The 19,263-nt window shown below is 34.2% G+C and carries 20 protein-coding genes and 1 riboswitch; of the genes, 4 read left to right on the top strand and 16 right to left on the bottom strand.

The window, feature by feature from the left end; genetic code table 11:
* Positions 1-131 precede the first annotated feature (131 nt).
* Positions 132-317, top strand: a complete 186-nt coding sequence (locus tag ACZDYH_RS09570) for a YkvS family protein (protein WP_001165082.1) — start codon at positions 132-134, stop codon at positions 315-317.
* Positions 318-365: 48 nt separating this feature from the next.
* On the opposite strand, the gene queF is transcribed toward ACZDYH_RS09570, so the two are convergent.
* From queF to queC, 4 genes are read right to left on the bottom strand one after another with little or no spacing between them, the layout of a single operon-like run.
* Positions 366-863: a preQ(1) synthase gene (gene queF, locus ACZDYH_RS09565; RefSeq protein WP_001986050.1), complete on the bottom strand. Its 498-nt coding sequence runs from the start codon at positions 861-863 to the stop codon at positions 366-368.
* An 18-nt stretch (positions 864-881) separates the two neighbouring features.
* Entirely contained in the window at positions 882-1,598 is a 717-nt protein-coding gene (gene queE, locus ACZDYH_RS09560; protein ID WP_000036294.1) for a 7-carboxy-7-deazaguanine synthase QueE, read from the bottom strand.
* The gene (gene queD / locus ACZDYH_RS09555; protein ID WP_000368414.1) at positions 1,591-2,082 is read right to left on the bottom strand and encodes a 6-carboxytetrahydropterin synthase QueD; all 492 of its coding nucleotides are present in this window, start codon (positions 2,080-2,082) and stop codon (positions 1,591-1,593) included. The genes queE and queD overlap by 8 nt, the downstream gene beginning before the upstream one ends.
* Positions 2,082-2,744, bottom strand: a complete 663-nt coding sequence (gene queC, locus ACZDYH_RS09550) for a 7-cyano-7-deazaguanine synthase QueC (RefSeq protein ID WP_000711595.1) — start codon at positions 2,742-2,744, stop codon at positions 2,082-2,084. The genes queD and queC overlap by 1 nt, the downstream gene beginning before the upstream one ends.
* A 93-nt stretch (positions 2,745-2,837) precedes the next feature.
* A riboswitch (PreQ1 riboswitch) is annotated at positions 2,838-2,881 on the bottom strand.
* Positions 2,882-3,078: 197 nt separating this feature from the next.
* Here queC and kinB point away from each other — a divergent pair.
* Complete coding sequence (kinB, locus tag ACZDYH_RS09545; protein WP_000964151.1) at positions 3,079-4,287, top strand: sporulation sensor histidine kinase KinB; 1,209 nt, start codon at positions 3,079-3,081, stop codon at positions 4,285-4,287.
* An 11-nt stretch (positions 4,288-4,298) separates the two neighbouring features.
* Here kinB and ACZDYH_RS09540 read toward each other — a convergent pair whose 3' ends face one another.
* The 4 genes from ACZDYH_RS09540 to ACZDYH_RS09525 all read right to left on the bottom strand — a co-directional run bounded on the left by ACZDYH_RS09540 (position 4,299) and on the right by ACZDYH_RS09525 (position 7,484).
* Positions 4,299-4,415: a DUF6254 family protein gene (locus tag ACZDYH_RS09540; RefSeq protein WP_000038355.1), complete on the bottom strand. Its 117-nt coding sequence runs from the start codon at positions 4,413-4,415 to the stop codon at positions 4,299-4,301.
* 101 nt (positions 4,416-4,516) lie between these two features.
* Positions 4,517-5,050 carry a DinB family protein gene (locus ACZDYH_RS09535; protein WP_000941962.1) on the bottom strand — a complete coding sequence of 178 codons (534 nt, stop codon included), beginning with the start codon at positions 5,048-5,050 and terminating at the stop codon, positions 4,517-4,519.
* A 136-nt stretch (positions 5,051-5,186) separates the two neighbouring features.
* Positions 5,187-6,881, bottom strand: a complete 1,695-nt coding sequence (locus ACZDYH_RS09530) for a M3 family oligoendopeptidase (RefSeq protein WP_000008577.1) — start codon at positions 6,879-6,881, stop codon at positions 5,187-5,189.
* A 156-nt stretch (positions 6,882-7,037) separates the two neighbouring features.
* Positions 7,038-7,484 carry a MarR family winged helix-turn-helix transcriptional regulator gene (locus tag ACZDYH_RS09525; protein ID WP_000203336.1) on the bottom strand — a complete coding sequence of 149 codons (447 nt, stop codon included), beginning with the start codon at positions 7,482-7,484 and terminating at the stop codon, positions 7,038-7,040.
* A 195-nt stretch (positions 7,485-7,679) separates the two neighbouring features.
* Here ACZDYH_RS09525 and ACZDYH_RS09520 point away from each other — a divergent pair, with 195 nt between their 5' ends.
* Entirely contained in the window at positions 7,680-9,176 is a 1,497-nt protein-coding gene (locus ACZDYH_RS09520; protein WP_025687770.1) for a DUF3149 domain-containing protein, read from the top strand.
* Between the two features lie 29 nt (positions 9,177-9,205).
* Here ACZDYH_RS09520 and ACZDYH_RS09515 read toward each other — a convergent pair whose 3' ends face one another.
* Entirely contained in the window at positions 9,206-9,487 is a 282-nt protein-coding gene (locus ACZDYH_RS09515; RefSeq protein ID WP_000495536.1) for an aspartyl-phosphate phosphatase Spo0E family protein, read from the bottom strand.
* A 481-nt stretch (positions 9,488-9,968) separates the two neighbouring features.
* Here ACZDYH_RS09515 and ACZDYH_RS09510 point away from each other — a divergent pair, with 481 nt between their 5' ends.
* Positions 9,969-10,739 (top strand): divergent polysaccharide deacetylase family protein, encoded by a 771-nt coding sequence (locus ACZDYH_RS09510; protein ID WP_001234107.1) that lies wholly within the window; start codon positions 9,969-9,971, stop codon positions 10,737-10,739.
* A gap of 172 nt (positions 10,740-10,911) precedes the next feature.
* Here the strand turns inward: ACZDYH_RS09510 and cbpA are convergent, their stop codons facing one another.
* From cbpA to phnX, 7 genes are all read right to left on the bottom strand, one after another.
* Positions 10,912-11,535 carry a cyclic di-AMP binding protein CbpA gene (gene cbpA, locus ACZDYH_RS09505; RefSeq protein WP_001264208.1) on the bottom strand — a complete coding sequence of 208 codons (624 nt, stop codon included), beginning with the start codon at positions 11,533-11,535 and terminating at the stop codon, positions 10,912-10,914.
* Positions 11,536-11,661: 126 nt separating this feature from the next.
* Positions 11,662-12,291, bottom strand: coding sequence for a class II aldolase/adducin family protein (locus ACZDYH_RS09500; RefSeq protein ID WP_000896006.1), 630 nt, complete (start codon positions 12,289-12,291; stop codon positions 11,662-11,664).
* A 332-nt stretch (positions 12,292-12,623) separates the two neighbouring features.
* Positions 12,624-14,924, bottom strand: coding sequence for an NEAT domain-containing leucine-rich repeat protein (locus ACZDYH_RS09495; RefSeq protein ID WP_434713838.1), 2,301 nt, complete (start codon positions 14,922-14,924; stop codon positions 12,624-12,626).
* Positions 14,925-15,345: 421 nt separating this feature from the next.
* The gene (locus ACZDYH_RS09490) at positions 15,346-16,128 is read right to left on the bottom strand and encodes a DeoR/GlpR family DNA-binding transcription regulator (RefSeq protein WP_000117668.1); all 783 of its coding nucleotides are present in this window, start codon (positions 16,126-16,128) and stop codon (positions 15,346-15,348) included.
* 40 nt (positions 16,129-16,168) lie between these two features.
* Positions 16,169-17,353 carry a saccharopine dehydrogenase family protein gene (locus ACZDYH_RS09485; protein ID WP_000862165.1) on the bottom strand — a complete coding sequence of 395 codons (1,185 nt, stop codon included), beginning with the start codon at positions 17,351-17,353 and terminating at the stop codon, positions 16,169-16,171.
* Entirely contained in the window at positions 17,350-18,447 is a 1,098-nt protein-coding gene (gene phnW, locus ACZDYH_RS09480; protein ID WP_434713835.1) for a 2-aminoethylphosphonate--pyruvate transaminase, read from the bottom strand. Before phnW ends, ACZDYH_RS09485 begins: the two co-directional genes overlap by 4 nt.
* Before the next feature lie 15 nt (positions 18,448-18,462).
* Positions 18,463-19,257, bottom strand: a complete 795-nt coding sequence (gene phnX, locus ACZDYH_RS09475) for a phosphonoacetaldehyde hydrolase (protein WP_006917745.1) — start codon at positions 19,255-19,257, stop codon at positions 18,463-18,465.
* Between the last annotated feature and the right edge of the window lie 6 nt (positions 19,258-19,263).

Here is a 19,263-nt window from a genome sequence, read left to right as displayed (position 1 = left end):
AAAAGTGAATATTTTTCGAATTTTTACTTTGGAAACATTTACAAAGTAGGAAATATGGTTCAAAATAGGAGGAAATAAAAAAACCCAAATTTATTCTTTTTTTGGGAAAACTGTAACAAGGAGAGTTGCTTATGCAGATCGCAGAAACTGGAGATATCATCGAATTTAAAGGTGGAATGCAAGGCCGTGTTCAAAAAGTAAATCAAAACTCTGTTATTGTTGATATAACAATTATGAAGAATTTTAGAGAACTAGATATGGAACCTCTTACAGTTGTAAGTCATAAAAACTATACTGTCATTAATCAAAATGCATAATATAATAGAAAGAAAGGGCCTGTATACTATACAGGCCCTTTCTTTCTATTAACGATTATCAATTGTTTCCGGATATAGATCGTGGTTCATCATGCGGTAATCAGCCATTTGTTCATACTTCGTCCCTGGGCGCCCGTAGTTGCAGTATGGATCAATTGAAATACCACCACGTGGTGTGAATTTCCCCCATACCTCAATATAACGTGGATCCATTAATTTAATTAAATCGTTCATAATAACGTTCATGCAATCTTCATGGAAATCACCATGATTGCGGAAACTAAATAAATACAACTTTAAAGATTTACTCTCTACCATTTTTTGCTCTGGAATATAGCTAATATAAATTGTTGCAAAATCTGGTTGTCCTGTTTTCGGGCATAAACTTGTAAATTCAGGACAATTGAATTTTACAAAATAATCACGGTTTGGATGATTATTATCAAATACCTCTAATATTTCTGGGCTATATTCAAATAAATATTTTGTATTTTGATTCCCTAGTAATGTTACATCTTTTAAATCTTCATCTAATCTTCCTGTCATTTTAAACATCCCTTCTCGTTATACGCCGCGCTTATTTCCCCATACTAACGCATGAAGCTGAGGCAATACTTTTGCATCATTCATCTCTTTACAATTTACAGCTTTATCAATCAGCCATTCATACTTATCTAATAATTTTTTTATAAGCATCGCATCATCCACTGTTTTTGTATCATCGTTTCCTACTTGTAAGAAAAATGGTACCTTTGGATAACGTTCGTGCATCTTAACTGCATATTCAAAATCATGATCATCGAATACTACTACTTTTAAACTAATATCTTTTCCTGCTAGTTTCTGAATAATAGCATCTAACCTCTGAAAATCTGTTTTCATCGTTGAACTTGGTGGTTTTGGAGAAATTGTTATCTCATCAATTTGAAGTAACCAATCTTGCCATTTACTCCCTTGCGTTTCAATTGCCGTTCGCATTCCATTTTCTTTTAATATAGAAAGAAGAAACTCAATATTTTTCAGTAATGCCGGATTTCCACCTGAAATCGTAACATGAGAAAAATTTTCTCCTCCAATTGCAACAAGCTCATCCCAAATATCTTCTGGTGTCATCTGTCTAATTTGATCTTTAGCTGATCCATCCCACGTAAAAGCAGAATCACACCAAGCACAGCTATAATCACAACCAGCTGTACGGATAAACATTGTCTTTTGCCCTACAACCATTCCTTCACCTTGAATAGTCGGACCGAATATTTCTAAGACAGGGATTTTACTCATCAAGCATCCACTCCCGTCTTACTTCCGCATAACTAGTCGGCGTCTCAAATAGACGAACAAATTCAACGCGAGCTCCTTTATATTCGTTCACTCGATTCTCTTTTGTTAGTGCTTCTGCCATCTTTTCATAAATCCAAACGACCATATTTTCAGCAGTCGTATTCATTGCAGGTAACGTTTCGTTTAAATAACGATGATCTAGATAAATTTCTATTTCATTCTTCCAAATTTCTTTTATATCTCCAAAGTCAATTGCAAGACCTATTTCATTTACATATCCACTAATTCCAAATACAACTTTATATGTGTGACCATGTAAGTTTTTACATTTCCCTTCATAACAGTGTAAATGGTGTGCTGCATCAAATGTAAATTCCTTGCTGACCATTACTCTTTTATTATGGTATTTGAGTTGTTTACGCTGAATATCCTTGTCCATTTTTTGCAAATTCTCTACGATGCGAAATCCAAAAAAGTTATCCATTAGTTGTTCGCTCCTTCGCGTTCTTGTAGGTACGTATCTAATCCTGCTTTACGAAGTTGACATGCTGGACATTCACCGCAACCATCACCAATGATTCCGTTATAACATGTTAATGTTTTTTCTCGAACAAACTCAAATGCTCCAAGTTCATCTGATAATTTCCATGTTTCAGCCTTATCAATCCACATAAGTGGCGTGTGAATGACAAACGGGTAATCCATAGATAAATTTAAAGTAACATTTAACGATTTCACAAACACGTCACGGCAGTCTGGATAACCACTGAAATCAGTTTCACATACACCCGTTACAATATGACGTGCTCCAACTTGTTTTGCTAATACAGCAGCAAATGATAAGAAGAGTAAATTTCGTCCATCTACAAATGTCGATGGCAATTCACCTTCTTCATGTGTAATCTCCATATCCGTTCTCGTTAAAGCATTTGGAGCAAGTTGATTTAATAGACTCATATCTAGTACCGTATGCTTTATTCCTAGTTCTTTTGCAATTTCCGCTGCACAATCAATTTCTAGCTTATGACGTTGATTGTAATTAAACGTTACAGCTTCTACCTCTGCAAACTGCTCTATTGCCCAAAATAAACATGTCGTACTATCTTGTCCTCCACTAAAAACAACAACTGCTTTTTCTTTTTTCATTTCACTCATTCTCCTTCTCTACTATAAATAAGAAGAAAGAACGTTCTTGAACTGTCACAATAAAAAAACAAAACAATACCTAAGGATATTGTTGTTTCCATAGTTTTTTATAGAGGGAGTTCGCGAACCTCTCCCGCGCGGTGCACGGAATTTCTTCTTTCATTGACACAGCTTATTGTAACATATTGTATACTAGCGTAAAAATTTCTGATTTTTCAGCTATTTATTATTTCATTTTATAGTATGATTAATTTAATATAAGAAGAGAGGAGGCATCCCACTGAAACCCTTTATTATTTATCTCTTTTTAAATATATTATTCATCCTGATTACAATGCTCGTATATCATTTATTTTGGAATCAAAAAGGGAAACGCTCTCCTAAATTAAATTCAGCTATATTCATTGTACTCTGTTGCCTTGCTACCGTACTCTGTATTACATTTGCAGCAAAAACAAATAATGGTTTTCAATTTGATATGCGCCATATTGTATTAATTGTCGGTACATTAACGGGAGGGCCTATTGCTGGTGGTTCTATCTTAGTTGTATTAAACATATATCGCTTATTATTAGGTGGGATAGGTGTTTTCCCATCTCTTATCGGTTCTGTTCTTCTATTTATTGTTCTATTATTAACATATAAATTTTTCAATCGAACTTCTAATCGTATAAAAATAACACTTGCTATTATCTACAGTCTCACATACGGATTTAGTTGGATACCCTTCTTCCTTTCAAAGGTTACAAATAAGACTGATTATATACCGCATATTATTGTGTATGAATTATGTTCAATGCTTGGTACGATTCTAATTTTATATTTACTACACATATTACAAACTCAAGTTCGTCTCCAAAACGAACTTATAAATGCTGAAAAGTTTCATTTAATTGGTGAAATGGCAGCGTCTATCTCTCATGAAATTCGCAATCCATTAACTTCAACGAAAGGTTTTTTACAACTGTTACAATCAGATACATGCACTGAGCAGGAACGAAAATTATATATCGACATTGCCATTAATGGCATCGAACAAGCAAATCATGTTCTTACAGATTATTTAACCTTTGCTAAACCAAGCATTGAAAAAGAACAAACATTACAGTTAGAAGAAGAATTACTACATGCATTGTCGTTAATTACACCGCTTGCTAATTTAACAAATGTACGTACTCATTATATAAAGCAAAGCACTTCTTTTTTTATCGCTGGAGAAAAGCAAAAACTAAATCAATGTTTATTAAATATTTTAAAAAATTGCATTGAGGCTATGCCAAAAGGCGGTGATCTTTATTTCACATTAGTTCCTGATCATAAGCATATTCAGTTATATATAAAAGATACAGGAGTCGGTATGGATTCAGAACAAGTAAAACGTCTTGGTTCGCCCTTTTATTCAACGAAAGAAAAAGGTACTGGACTTGGAATGATGGTCGTATTCAGTGTTGTTCAAGCTATGAATGGAAAAATTGATATTATAAGTGAAAAAGGAATCGGTACAACCTTTTTATTAACTTTTCCACTCATACAAAAAACGTGATGAAATACTCATCACGTTTTTTCTGTTCCTTCAACTAATTCAGCAAAAGCTTTCACTTTTCCGTGCGGTTGTTGATTTTCTTTACGTGCTTTCCAGGCGCGCTCTTCTTCTCGCTTCTTCTTAGACATGTTTTTTCAACTCCTTCTTTTCTTTCTCCATGTAGTATTCCAAAATAAGAAAGAAAACTATGCACGTATCAAAAAAGAAGTGGTTTCCCACTTCTTCCACTTTAGCGTTGCAAAATTGCATGTTTCGCCTCTTTTAACTGCGTAAGATGTCTTTGTTCATGCAAATCAAGAAATTGAACCCATTGATACAAATTCAGATCATTAAAAACAGGATGCTTTAATCCATTTTCAAATAAATCTTTTTCATCTATAACACTATGAAGCGCGTGTAATAGTTCTTGGCGTGAATGTTCTAGTAATTGAATTCCTTGCTGTTTTTTCATTAAAGTTTCTGTTGGTTGCATTTGCTGAGGAGCTTCTCGTTTATGTGTGCGATTAAGCGTAAGTTGGAGGTCTTTAAATGGAGTCATGTTTCTTTCATTTTTTTGTAAAGCATATACAAGGGCAGACGTGACAGATTGTTCAACTAAATGCAAGTGGTGTAAAATTTGAATAATACTCCATTTATCACGGCGTGGCTTTACATTCACTTCTGTGTCATTTAACATTTCAATTTCTGATAATAGCGTGCTTCGAGTAGCCTGTAATGAGTTTACTAAACTTTCTAAACTTACATCCATATTAGATTGAAGCATACTTGTTCCCCCCTTTTGTTGGTGAAAAGAGGTGCTCCTTATTAGAAACACCCCTTCAGTATTCTGAATTTTCTTTTATTATCTCATCATTTTCCCATTATGTCGATGTTAAACATGTGAAAAAAGCGCATGTTTTTTACAATTTTGTGTCGTCAATCGCATGTAACCATGCTTCAATTTCTGTAATAACACTTTTCACACAGCCTTCAGCAAATGGTGATGTTAAATTTGCAACCTCTACTAATTCTAAGAACGATTTACTTCCACCTTGTTGGCACAGATTCACATAATCTTCCCACGCCTCTTGTCTATTATCTCTTGCACGTTTCCAAAATTGTAGCGCACAAATTTGAGCAAGCGTGTAATCAATATAATAGAACGGTGAGCTATAAATATGCCCTTGACGTTGCCAAAAACCACCGCGCTCTAAATAATCATTCTCCTCATAATCACGATGTGGTAAATATTTCTTCTCTATGTTACGCCATGCTGTCTTACGCTCTTCAGGTGATGCTTCAGGATTTTCATATACATAATGTTGATATTCATCAACAGATACACCATAAGGTAAAAACAGAAGTGCTGAACTTAAGTGAGAGAAGTAATATTTATCTGCATCTTCTTCAAAGAATAGCTTCATCCATGGCCATGTAAAGAATTCCATACTCATAGAGTGGATTTCACACGCCTCATATGTTGGCCAATTATATTCTGGAATTTCAAATTTACGACTTTCATATACTTGGAAGGCATGACCTGCTTCATGTGTTAATACATCAATGTCACCAGATGTTCCATTGAAGTTTGAGAAAATAAATGGCGCTTTATAATTCTCAATATATGTACAATATCCGCCACCAGCTTTTCCTTTTTTCGCAACTAAATCTAATAAATCATTATCTAGCATGAAATTGAAAAATTCATCTGTTTCAGCCGATAACTCTTTATACATTGTCTTTCCATGATCAACAATCCAATCCGCATCTCCTTTTGGAGTTGGGTTACCTGTAGCAAACTCAAAGTTTTCGTCGTAATAAGCTAACTTCTCTACACCGATACGTGCTTGTTGTCGCTTTCTTAATTCCGTTGTAACGGGAACGATATAATCTAGCACTTGCTGACGGTAATTAGCCACCATCTCCGCATTATAATCTGTACGGTACATTCTTGCATATCCAAGTTCAACAAAGTTTTTGAAACCTAAAGATTTTGCGATTTTCGTTCTCACTTTAACAAGCTCATCATAAATACGATCTAGTTCTTCCTCATTTCCAGCTAAAAATCCGTAGTATGCTTCACTTGCTGCTTTACGTTCGCTTCTTTCTTTTCCTTGCATAAACGGAATCAGTTGCGATAACGTTCTTTCTTCTCCAGCAAAGTCAATTTTTGCAGATGCTAATAACTGTGTATATTGCGATGATAATTTATTTTCTAATTGTAAATCTTTCACGACTTCATCTGAATATGTTTTTAAATCACATTCTGCTAGAGCAAATAATTGTTTTCCATAATACGCCTCTAATTCTTCACGAAATGGAGAATTAATGAGTGCCTTATAATATTTTGTACCATATCCTTGTACAACTGGAGAGAATTCATCAAAGAAATCCTGCTCCTCCTTATAAAAAGTATCCGTCGTATCAACAGAATGGCGAATGTAACAAAGGTTTCCCATTGTACCAAAATCGTTGCGAATCTCATTAATTGAATGAATGACTTGTTTTTGTTCTTCTACAGTTTTTGCGTTATCAAACTTCTCTAAAGCAACAGTAAATTTCTCTTTTAACTCTTCAATATTTGGGCGTTTATATTCATAGTCTTTAAATGACATGAACGAGCCTCCTCTCCATTACATACCTTTATTATAATTCAATACGTATTCTTGAATTCCCTCTTAATTTTCAACAAATTTCGGCAGTGACTGCCCTGAGTTCATTACAAATAAAAAAGCCTTGGATTTATTTATCCAAAGCTCCTTTGGAACATATTATTTTTCATACTTCCCAATTTTTTTTAATAAATCAAGTAATTCATCTTTTTCATCTTTCGTTAACATTTCAAAAGACTGATGTATAACTTTCTCATGCCCCGGAAAAATAGAAGCAATAAAGTTCTCGCCAGACTCAGTTAATTGCGCGTAAATAACACGTCTGTCATTCGGACATGGAATTCTCTTTACTAATCCCTTTTTCTCCAGCTTATCTACAACATATGTAATGCTGCCACTAGCTATTAAAATACGCTCACCAATTTGCTGAAGTGGTTGACCGCCTTTATGATATAGCAGTTCTAATACAGCAAATTCAGTTGGATTTAATCCGTTACTTTGTATAGATTTATTTGTAGTATCCATAACAGAACGATGTACACGAGATAATGCAATAAATACTTTTAAAGATTGAGAAATATCTTCTCGTTCATTATTTGATGTCATACAACTTTCAACCCTTCACTTAAATTCTCAGCAATAAAAAGAAAATGCCACTTCATACTTCATGTGAATTCCGAATGAGCATTCACTCATCCATTTCCTCTCCCCTAATATATTAAGAATCATTCTTGAATAAAAACATGACAATTTTAACATAGTTTATATATAATGATAATAAAAAAAGAAGGAGTACCACATTTGAAAGTCAAATTCCAAAGCATAATTGTATATATATTGCTTGTTATCCTACCGACAATAGGGATTGGTGCTACATTTTATTCGTATCATACATATAAAATGAAACAGGAAAACAAATTATCTGCTCATACAGTTCTCTTTTTATATAGAGATTATTTGGATCATCATCTTGGTGAAGCAATTTCTGCTTTAGACATGCTTGCAAAAGTTGTAGGCACCGAGACTGGTAATATAAATGGCATTAAACAAATTGTACATGATACAGATGGAAACGATGCACGCTTTTCTGGTCTATATTACGCTACACCAGAAGGAGTCATTACAATCGCATCTGAAGATGAATCAAAGCCTATAGATGTTTCAGACCGTAAATATATTCAAGACGCGCTCCAAACTAAAAAAACCACTGTATCATCAGTCATTACTGATCGCGTTCTTGGACATAAAGCTATTATAATTGCTGCCCCCATATTTAATAAACAGAAGGAGCTCTCAGGATTATTATTAGCTAGTTTACGCTTTGATTACATTTCATCTTCTTTAAATGCCATTAAACCACAATACCATTTTGAGGTAACTGATAAACATGATGTAGTTTTTCTAACCGATGATAATAACGACACAAGTGATACGCATTCTAATATGCTTACTACCCCACTCCAAAGATTAAATTGGAAGGTCTCTGTTTCTCCATTACCTATTCATCAAAAAACCTTATACCAGTGGGTTACAATAGAGTGTATAGCTACTTTATTTTTAATGTCTATTTTATTTTTACTTGCTCAATATATTTTGTTAAAACGGCAAACAAAACTTGAAAGACAACAAAATGAACTACAGAAAATTGAATTAGTTGGAACTTTTGCAGCGAGTACAGCACACGAAATCCGTAATCCTCTTACTGGAATTAAAGGGCTCGTCGCTCTATTAAAAGAGAAATATAAAGATGAGCAAGATCAGTTCTACTTTTCCGTAATTGAACAAGAAATAGAGCGAATCAATGAAATTGTAAGTGAATTTCTTATTCTCGGAAAGCCAACCGCCATCATCGAACAAACGTATGATGTAAGAACAATTCTAAATGAGGTAGCATTAATTATTCAATCTGAGGCGAATTTACATAACATTGTATTCCATTTACATTTGCCAGACCATCCTGTTCATATCCGTTGTTCGAAAGACCATATGAAACAAGTGGTTTTAAACATTACAAAAAATGCAATTGAGGCCATGACTTCTAGTGATACACTAACCATTGTAGTAAAAAACAATGAAACACACGCACAATTGCAGATTATAGATACTGGAAAAGGGATTCCGCAACATATTCAAAAACACCTCTTTCATCCGTTCTTTACTAATAAAGATACTGGAACAGGTCTTGGACTTGTCATATGTAAACGAATTGTAGAGATGTATAATGGGCATATTTTTATTGACAGTACAGAAAACGAAGGAACAACAGTTCATATCGAAATTCCGTTACACATAGTATAATTATCCTTATCCTATAAGGGTAATTATACTTATTTCATAAAACCAGCCACAAGCATTCGCCAAAAATTATTTGATTTTCCTTCATACCCGATTTGGAAAATAGGTATTTTTATAATTGAAAACCATTTCGGTGTTTGTTTTTCTTTATAACATTGATATTGTAAAATAAGCTTGTCCAATTCTTGACTAACTTGAATTGTCTCCCTACTATTTAGCCCACTTGTTAATCCTAGTTGAATCATTTCTTCACGTTTCATATGAATATCACGTGAAAGCTTTTCTAATGTGTACTTCCTTTTTACAGTAAACATCCATATCCCCCTTATTATACTTCCATGCTCTTAACTTCACTTCTCCATTGACTTTTTTAACTACTTAATCATATGCAAATTTGAAGAATCAGAAAATTTAACATTTTCTCCCTGTAATTTACAAATCTTTACCCTCACTTTGAGAATTATTACAAATTATTCTATCTTTGTAAATACATTCGCAATAATAGACATTTTTTTCATCTTGTTTTTTTATAAATTCTACGTAAACCGGGGATTCTTAATTTTCCATCTACTTTTCTTCGACATTTTTTGTTTAATTTATATAAAAAAGCAAAACATAATGATGATTGATAAAGTGAAACTTTAATCAGTGTTTTTTGTTCAGCCCCCACTGATTATTAGCATTCACCAATCGGGCGTTTATAGGCAGTGGGTCTCCCACCTATCCAGCCCAATGTTGAGGTGGGAGTCTTACTCCCCACAAATAGCGGGATAACAATAGAAAGGAAATATTTATATGCGAAAATATACGATTGCATTATTCATCATTGTTTTGTTTTTACCGTCCTTCTTATTTCCTATTCAAGCAAATGCTCATACGAATAAAGTTGCTATTGTCATTGATGATTTCGGAAATAATATGAAGGGGACTAATCAAATGTTATCACTTCCCATTCCACTCACTGTTGCTGTTATGCCTTTTCTTCCTTCCACAAAAGAAGATGCAATAGCTGCCCATAAGAAAGGCCATGAAGTTATTATACATATGCCAATGGAACCTATAAAAGGTAAAAAAGAATGGCTTGGGCCGAAAGCAATTACAACTGATTTAAGCGATGAAGAAATAAACAACCGACTTGAACAAGCGATTCAAGAAGTACCGCATGCAATTGGAATGAACAATCATATGGGGTCAAAAGTAACAGCGGATGAAAGAATTGTTCGCCTTATACTTGCTGCTTGTAAAAAACACGGTTTATTTTACTTAGATAGTAAAACGAATCCTAATAGTGTCGTCCCAAAAATCGGAAAAGAATTAGGAGTTCCTATTATTGAAAACCAACTATTTTTTGATGATGTGTATACAGCAGGACATATTTCAAAACAAGCCCAATTACTCATCAAAAAAATTCAAGAAAAACCTATTATGGTAGCTATCGGGCATGTGGGCCCTCCAGGTGAAATTACATCACGCGTTATTGAAACTTCTATCCCTAAAATTCGTGAGCATGCAGACTTTATTTTCTTATCTGATCTAGCATTATCCCCGCCTCCTGTTTCAAAATAAAGTTCATTACTCACATATAATCAGCCCTCACCAATTGGGCTTTTATGGGCAATCCGTCCCCCCACTTAACTTCTTTACTTGCGCTGAATTTTGAGGCTCGGATTTTACTGCCCACAAATGGCGGGACAAAAAAGTACCTATCTATATATAACAGATAGGTACTTTTTTTAACTTAAATATAATCTACATGACTCACTCTGAATCCTTTTTTCTCTATTTTTCCGATTAATTGCTTTAATCTTGTTTCATCTAACTCATCTGATATATTTACAATAACGCGGCGGATATATTGATCACCGTTATCTAACGTAAATAGGCCACCGATATTATATGCTTTTAACAATGTCCCAAGCTCTTTAATCGTTCCCTTACAATCTTGTGTTGCAATTGTTAATATATAACCACCTGTTCGCATACCAAATGAATCTTCAATAACATCAAATATATTCGAATGCGTTAACATACCGACAAATTCATTATAATCATTTAGCACGGCTAAAAACGGAAGCCGACGAATTACATAAAAAGCTCTGAAGAATGAATCCTTTTCAAAAATAAATGCATTGGAATCATCAAGCATATCCCCTGCACTTACATGCTCTAATCCGCTATTGCATTTTTTTTCTAATAAATCTACTTTATAAATAATCCCCGTGAATTTCTTCTCATCTTCTGCTAATACCGGGATGGCTCGAAATCCCGTTTCGTTCATCATTTGCAGTGCCTCTTCACCAGAATCATTTATCTTGCAAAATGTTACTTGCTGCTTTGGCAGAAAATGATATTTAACTCGCAAAATATGTTCCTCCTTACATGTCAACATGTAATCTATATATAATAAGGAGACCTATATTTTATGAGTGAAATTATTTTTAAAACGCTTTCATTTGTTTATTAACTTGTATCCATATCACATCCATTTTTATATAACAGAGCTCCTTGCACCCTTAATCATTAATAACTTTACATGATAGTTCATTAAATATTCTATACCCTCTAGCCATTTTTTCGCTTCTTCTGGCGTTTTTCCCCACACAATCATGCCGTAATTATGAACAAGAACTACTCCTCCACCTTCAATGAAATTCGGAACATTGCTTTCTAATAAATCAGCGAATTTTTTTTCATCTTCTACAATTGGAATTGTCATTTCTGTTATACCTTCTTTTCCGAAAACACGCTCCACACTGCGTTTATCGAACGTTACTTCTCCTTCTTCCCCATATAACTCTGATATTAAATGACTATCTACAGTCTGCACTTGTAAAATACATCCTGCACTACTTTTTTTATAAATATCCGCATGCATAAATGACTCTGCAGCTGGTTTTTCTTCATTTTCAAATACTGACTCGCACATGCAATTTACGACAATAAAATCTTCTTCCGAAAATAGCCCTTTATCTCTTCCCTCAACATTTACTAAAAATGTTAACGGCTCTTTTGACGTACATAGCGATAAGCTAATTTTGGTACCATAAAACCAATCACGAAGTGCCAATTCAGATTTCACATCTTTTAATTCATTCCATTTCTTCAGAAAAAATAACATTTCGTCACCCCCGGCATAATATTCATATAAGGTTCGAATCCTTTCTATGTAAAAGGAATATTTTTTGATTATTCTAAAAATTTAATTGAATTATCACATGAGAACGCTTTTTTGTCAATATAGTTTCGTGGTTCTTCTTTAAAATAGGCTATTCATATGTCTATACTCCTATCTATTTCCTATTTCATTTTGCACATAAAAAATACGCTATTCTTTAATTAAAGAATAGCGTATTTTCCTCATTTTTTATTCCGCATTAACGGGCAGCCCGATTGGTGAGGGCTACTAATCAGTGGGGAATGAACAAAACCCCCACTGAATAAAGTTTCACTTTATTTCTTTATTGCATTATACAAAAACTGTGCGTATTGTTCACGTGTTACGAAATTATCTCCTAAAAAATTCCCTTCCCCGTCGCCTTTTGATATTTTATTATCCACTAAAGCTTTCACATATCCTTTCGCCCAATGGCCATTTGGTACATCTTTAAAATTCTCTGCACTATTTTCATTTTCTTTTAACTGAAATACTCTTTGTAGTACTACTGACATTTCATATCGAGTTAATACTCCATCCGGACGGAACATACCATTTCCATAGCCTGTCATAATTCCAGCTTGAACCACTGCATCAATAGCCGTTTCATACATATTTCCTTTCGTATCTGTAAATGCCGTTTTTTGTTCTAGATTATTTTCTAATTTTAAATATCTTTGTATTAGAAGTGCTACTTGTCCACGAGTAATGTTATCACCAAATCCAAATTCACCATTTCCATAGCCTATAAATAATTTTTCTTTCGCTAAGTAATTAATTGCTTCTTCTGACCAATGTCCCTTTGGTACATCTTTAAATTCTACCACTTCTGTTTTCTCATCTTCTTTAGATGTATTACCGTCTTTACTTTCTACTACATTTTGAATAACAGATCCTGTAAAGAAGATTCCTGTATCCGCGAATGAATCTTTCACACCAAATTCATATACTTTCTCACCTGGTGTACTCCATTTCACTACACCATTACTATACGTACCATTATCGCTCTTCAGACGGATTTTCGTAGAAATCTCACCATCTTTTTCATATATAGGTACTTTTACTTCTTTATTTACTTCTGTTTCCTCTAAAAATACTTTTTGATTTTGGACATTAATATAAGCCGTCTTACTTAGTTCTATAACTGGTCGGACATCACGGATTTCATTTGCAACAAAACTTAGAAATACTAATTTTTTTAAATTACTAACTGGTGATAAGTCTGAAATATAATTCGCTTCTAAATCAAGCTTTTGTAAGTTTACTAAACTTGATAATGGAGTAATATCTTTTAACTCGTTGTTGGGTAAGTTTAAAATTTTCAACTGTGTCATCTTACTTAGAGGAGTAACATCTGTTATTTCATTTTTCCCTATCCATAGCTCTTGTAATTGATTCAATTGATCAATGCCTGATAAATCTTTCACTTTATTACGTGTTAATACTAAATCTTTTAACGGTAACGTATAAAGCGGTTTAATATCTTCAATTTGATTACCTGCTAAAGTTAAGTATGTTACATTTTTCAAATTGCTTAATGGAGCAACGTTCGTAATTTTATTATTTGCTAAATTCAAGTAATCTAGTTGTTCCATTTTCGCTAATGCTGTTACATCTTCTATTTGGTTGCCTGATAGAAATAAACTTTTTACATTTTTCATTTCAGTTAGTGGTGCAACGTTTGTAATTTTATTATTACTTAAATCAAGGGATTCTAAATTATCCATCTTAACAAGTGGCATTACATCTGCAAATTCATTACCACGCAAAGCTAAATGATTTAATTGCTTTAAGTTCGCAAAGAACGACGGATCCTTTATCTTCGCATTCGCAACTGTTAAAGATTTTAAATTTGGCATATATTTTAATGCACTATAATCAAGTATCTCATTTGTATTTAAAAACAAATCCTTTACTTGTAATAAATCTTCTTTCGTAATTGGTGTATTTAAATCTTTTCTATTAAATACTTTTTTATTAACAAGCTCTCTTAATTTGTTATCTGTTATCATATTTTGATTATCAACTGGATTATCCGTTTCCGTATTTCCTGAATTAGAGTTATCATCTGGTTTCTCTGTTTCTTTGTTACCTACAGTTGGATCTTTAATTTCAAATTGAACTTGATATTTGTGATCATATCCAATAGCTGGAATAAGTATATGCATTTGCATATTGTGCTTCTTCTCAAACTCGCCAATTTCAAATTGAACTACCTTCGTTCCATTCTTCCTCTTATCTTCTGACAAAACCTTCACATCATGAAATACACCAGGCTGGTTTTTATCTTCTATTCTAAGATATTGAAAATAATCGCTATCTTGCATTGTTACAGTGACAATTTTTTTGCCAGCTGCAATCGTTACTTTAGGATCTTTTATATATTGAGAAACCATAGATGGCTCATCTTTTTGGTCCTTATATATTTTAATCTCAGTATCATACGTGCGATCACTCGCTGCTGCTACCGATTGATTTGCTTCAACTTTTAATGCCGCTAATGCTGGAGTAGAGTACGTAGCAAATGGAATCGCTAATGTTGTCGCTACTACTAGCGCCTTCATATAATTTTTTTTCAAAATAATATCCCCTATCATATATAATTTTCACAATTGATAATATTTATCAATTAATCACAAATAAATGATAATGAATCTCATTATCATTGTCAATGAGAATATTACATTAAATTTATATTTTTAAAGGTACAAAATAAAAAAGCCCTTTATTCAAAGGGCTTTTTTACCTATCGTATGAAGAATTTCACTTTTTTCCTTCTCATTGATGACACCTATTTTTTGCAAAATATTCGCGTACAATACAAGTTTATTATATATTCGTTCTGACATGTTCTCCCTTCTTTCCTTCGACCAACTTTTTTTGTATTGGTAAATTATATGAAAGAGGTGAGAAAATGTGTCCACTTTTTGCATAACTGCAAATCTTTTATTTTACGATTTACAGATAATAAAACTCCCTCCTAAAAATTAGGTGGGAGTTTATGTGCTTTCACTGTATTTAACAAACTGTCCACTGAATATTATGCTTCATAAGTTCTTCTTCAAAGCTATATGGCATTTTTTTATCACAAATTACGTGTTGAATACGCGAAATTGCTGCTATACGATAATTCCCTTTCACGCCTACCTTCGTATGATCACATAAAATATATGTTTTCTCAGCTAATTTCATCATCGCCTCTGACAATTTCGCTTTCTCTAATTCAAAGCTGGAAACTCCAAAACTAGGTAATAACCCATCAATCGAAACAAACGCTTTATGAAAATGGAATTGCTGTATGACTTGCTGAGAAATAGACCCTGATACACGCGAATGCTTTGGAGATACTTTTCCACCTATAAATAAAACTTCACCATGAAACATCTTTTTATTAATAGAAGAAATTAATTGTGTTGCGACTGGAAATGAACTTGTTACAATTGTTAAGTTCTTACGATGAACAAGGTATGGAACCATCTGAAGCGGTGTACTTCCATCATCAATTGCAATGACATCACCATCTTCTACAAATGTCGCTGCTTTATAACCAATTCTTTTCTTCTCTTCTATATGTAGCATTTCTCTTTCTAACATTGGTGCCTCTACTCCAGCGCCTGGAAGTTGAACAGCTCCACCATACACTTTTTTCAGCTTCTTTTCACGATCTAATTCTTCTAAATATCGACGAATCGTTTCTGTTGATACAGCAAATTCTCTCGCTAATTCTGAGACCTTTACTTTCCCTTTAAATTCTACCTTTTCAAGAATGGTTCGCTTTCTTTCTTCTCCTACTACAGACATAGCTTCACCTCATTTATATCTCCCTTATAAACTTCCTTACTTATACAAAGTTATAATTTTCTTTATAAGTAGAAACTTCTTCATGAATATGAATACCGCGCTTTGCTAGCTCATCAAAAATCAATTGTGGATTTTCAAAGGCTTCTTCAGGCGTAACAACACCCACCCTATTTACATTTCCATTTGCAATTAACTCTGTAGCAACCCCAAATGGAATACCGACGTTTCTCGTATACGCTCTTAATTTTTCCCATCCTACAACAGAACCATCAGATAACGGATGTGTATGATATAACACATGTCTTTGCTTCTCATTATTTTTCATACCTATTACTTCTACATGAAGTGCATAACCATAAAGCTCTGTTTCTTGACCTTCTTTCGATTGCAATAAATACTGCGAAATACAATCCATAATTCCTATTTCTTTCCCGTTTATTTCAATCTGATCATTACGCAATATGCCGTAATCATATAAAGCACGTACAAGTTGCATATTTTGCTTTGGCCAAGTTCCTCTCGTCTCTATTAGTTTGACACCTTTATTTTCTAGTGCCTTTGCTAACGTAATCGTTTCAGAATGCGGAATGATATACTGTGTTGCCTTACCATAAGGCGCTGGCAATTCTATTTCTCTCGGACGCGCAAACGGAAGTACTTGCTTAAATTCACCATCTTCATACACTATACGCGATGATAAATGTGGATCATATTCATATGTCGTTGTCTCTGTAATTGAAGCAGAAAAAGCAATCGGACGATACGAACCGTGACTTACACGGACGGACTCTACAGTATCCAGTTGATTTGCTGCATGCATTGCCATCATTTGCGTTACACCTGGCGTCATGCCAAATCCAGGTAAACATGTTTTTTCATTTTGAACAAATATAGCATGCGATTCATTTTCTTCACCAAATCCATTTAAGTTCACACCGTGACAGCCTGCTTCTGCAATACAGCGAGTCGACAATCCGTTTAGCTTTATCGTCGTACCGTCCATTACAATGTCATAACCTTTCATTTTTGCAACCGTATCCTCGTGATTCGTTACATCTACTTTTACAAAATCAACACGAGGATCGTTGAGCCATTCTACTACTTTACGGCCCTCTTCCTCGTTAAAATCGGCTACAGTAATCGTCTCAAAAGATGAAAATTGAACTAAATCCAAAATAGCTTCACGACAAATTTTACCTGCTCCACCTAAGCAAAATACTTTCACCCAATAACAGCTCCTTTAGCCATACAATCAACTAAGCGATTAATATCTTCTTCATGTACATCACCGATATTTCCAATGCGGAACGTATCTACTTTCGAAATTTTCCCAGGGTAAATAACAAATCCATAACGCTTTAATTCATTATATAACTGTTGAAACTCAAACCCCTCTTTTGGATAAATGAAAGATGTAATAATAGGAGATTGATATTTCTTATCTACTAGTGGCTTAAATCCGATTTCTCCCATTCTATTCATTAGTAGTTTTTGATTGTTGTAATATCGATTGTAACGCGCTCTTACTCCACCTTCTTTTTCTAGCTCAAGTAGCGCTTGATAAAAAGCATGTACAACATGTGTAGGTGAAGTAAAACGCCATTTCCCATTTTGTTTTTCCATCGTTTCCCACTGATCATATAAATCAAGAGATAAAGAGCGTCCTTGCCCTTTACACTTCAATAATTCATCACGTTTTGCGATTACAAATCCGAATCCAGGAACCCCTTGAATACACTTATTTGCACTACTAATTAAAAAATCAATTTGTAAATCAGCAATGTCTATTTCAATCCCGCCGAAACTACTCATCGCATCAACAATTGTAACCTTTCCATACTGTTGTCCTAATTTACATACATCTACAATTGGATTTATAATTCCTGTCGTTGTTTCACAATGAACAACTGCAATATGCGTAATCTCTTTATCTTCTTGCAATAACTTTTCTACTTCTACAATATTAGTAGGTTCCCACTCTTCTGTTTGACTGATCACTACATCAATCTGTAACATCTCTGCCATTTGCACAATTCGCTTACCGTACGCACCATTTGTACAAACGAGAAGCTTCCCATTTGCCGGAATAACAGAACCAATTACTGCTTCAACTGAAAACGTACCGCTTCCTTGCATTAACACTGTTGTATATTTCTCTTCTTCCTTCGTCGCTAACGATACAAGTTTAGCTCTTACTTCTTGCACCATCGTATTATATTCATCATCCCACGTACACCAATCGTATAGCATAACTTCTTTTACTGATTTTGTTGTCGTTAATGGTCCTGGTGTTAATAATAAGTAGTGATTTTCATTCATGATCCCGTGCCCCTTTTATGAAATAATAAGTTCTTGTTTCTCGATATGTTCCATTACGTTTTCGAGCTCCTGCATCGTTTCAATCGTAAAATGAGCCCCATTTTCAACAAACCGATTACGAACTATTTCTATTTTTTCACGAAGCTCTACCGAATCCATACTCTCCACTTCCTCTTCCGTTAAACCAAGCTCACTACTTCCAAGAATTACACCAACTGTCCACATTCCAGCATTTCTACCTTCTTTCATATCTGATACTGTGTCCCCTACTTTTATCATATGGTTCATCGGATACACACCAAGTTCCATTGCATTTTTATAGCACATCCATGGATATGGACGGCCTGCTGGAACATCATCTGGCGTAACAAGAAAATCAGGTTTATATCCTTGTAACACTGCTTCCTTTGCTACAATTTCCATCATTTCTCTCGTATAGCCCGTTGTTGAACCGATTTTAATGCCTCTCTCACGTAAAGAAGCGATTACTTCTTTTACCCCATCAATCGGCGTAGCATAACTTGGTAAAATAGAAAAGAGAATTTCTTCAAACTCTTCATACATCTCATGAATGTCTGCTTCTGTTGGTAATTGACCGAAGACACGCTTCCACTCATCCGCAATACGAGGCATTTCTGTTAGTGCCCTTACATGATCTATTTTTAATAATCCCATTGGCTTACGTGCTTCTTCTGCTGTAATTTCAACGCCGCGTTTATGAAAAATCTTCATGAATACTTCTAGCGGTGCAAAGCATCCGTAATCAACCGTCGTACCTGCCCAATCAAAAATAACTGCTTCAATTTTCATTCTGTC

The organism is Bacillus sp. EB V-12 (genome assembly GCF_056158125.1).
The sequence above is the reverse complement of the archived record's forward strand: the minus strand, read 5'-3'. Positions and strand labels throughout refer to the sequence as shown.

Coding starts and splice junctions, on each gene's coding strand:
- ACZDYH_RS09570 (WP_001165082.1), top strand. CDS start 132: ATGCAGATCGCAGAAACTGGAGATATCATCGAATTTAAAGGTGGAATG.
- queF (WP_001986050.1), bottom strand. CDS start 863: ATGACAGGAAGATTAGATGAAGATTTAAAAGATGTAACATTACTAGGG.
- queE (WP_000036294.1), bottom strand. CDS start 1,598: ATGAGTAAAATCCCTGTCTTAGAAATATTCGGTCCGACTATTCAAGGT.
- queD (WP_000368414.1), bottom strand. CDS start 2,082: ATGGATAACTTTTTTGGATTTCGCATCGTAGAGAATTTGCAAAAAATG.
- queC (WP_000711595.1), bottom strand. CDS start 2,744: ATGAAAAAAGAAAAAGCAGTTGTTGTTTTTAGTGGAGGACAAGATAGT.
- kinB (WP_000964151.1), top strand. CDS start 3,079: ATGCTCGTATATCATTTATTTTGGAATCAAAAAGGGAAACGCTCTCCT.
- ACZDYH_RS09540 (WP_000038355.1), bottom strand. CDS start 4,415: ATGTCTAAGAAGAAGCGAGAAGAAGAGCGCGCCTGGAAAGCACGTAAA.
- ACZDYH_RS09535 (WP_000941962.1), bottom strand. CDS start 5,050: ATGCTTCAATCTAATATGGATGTAAGTTTAGAAAGTTTAGTAAACTCA.
- ACZDYH_RS09530 (WP_000008577.1), bottom strand. CDS start 6,881: ATGTCATTTAAAGACTATGAATATAAACGCCCAAATATTGAAGAGTTA.
- ACZDYH_RS09525 (WP_000203336.1), bottom strand. CDS start 7,484: ATGACATCAAATAATGAACGAGAAGATATTTCTCAATCTTTAAAAGTA.
- ACZDYH_RS09515 (WP_000495536.1), bottom strand. CDS start 9,487: ATGTTTACTGTAAAAAGGAAGTACACATTAGAAAAGCTTTCACGTGAT.
- ACZDYH_RS09510 (WP_001234107.1), top strand. CDS start 9,969: ATGCGAAAATATACGATTGCATTATTCATCATTGTTTTGTTTTTACCG.
- ACZDYH_RS09500 (WP_000896006.1), bottom strand. CDS start 12,291: ATGTTATTTTTTCTGAAGAAATGGAATGAATTAAAAGATGTGAAATCT.
- ACZDYH_RS09495 (WP_434713838.1), bottom strand. CDS start 14,924: ATGATAGGGGATATTATTTTGAAAAAAAATTATATGAAGGCGCTAGTA.
- ACZDYH_RS09490 (WP_000117668.1), bottom strand. CDS start 16,128: ATGTCTGTAGTAGGAGAAGAAAGAAAGCGAACCATTCTTGAAAAGGTA.
- phnW (WP_434713835.1), bottom strand. CDS start 18,447: ATGAATGAAAATCACTACTTATTATTAACACCAGGACCATTAACGACA.
- phnX (WP_006917745.1), bottom strand. CDS start 19,257: ATGAAAATTGAAGCAGTTATTTTTGATTGGGCAGGTACGACGGTTGAT.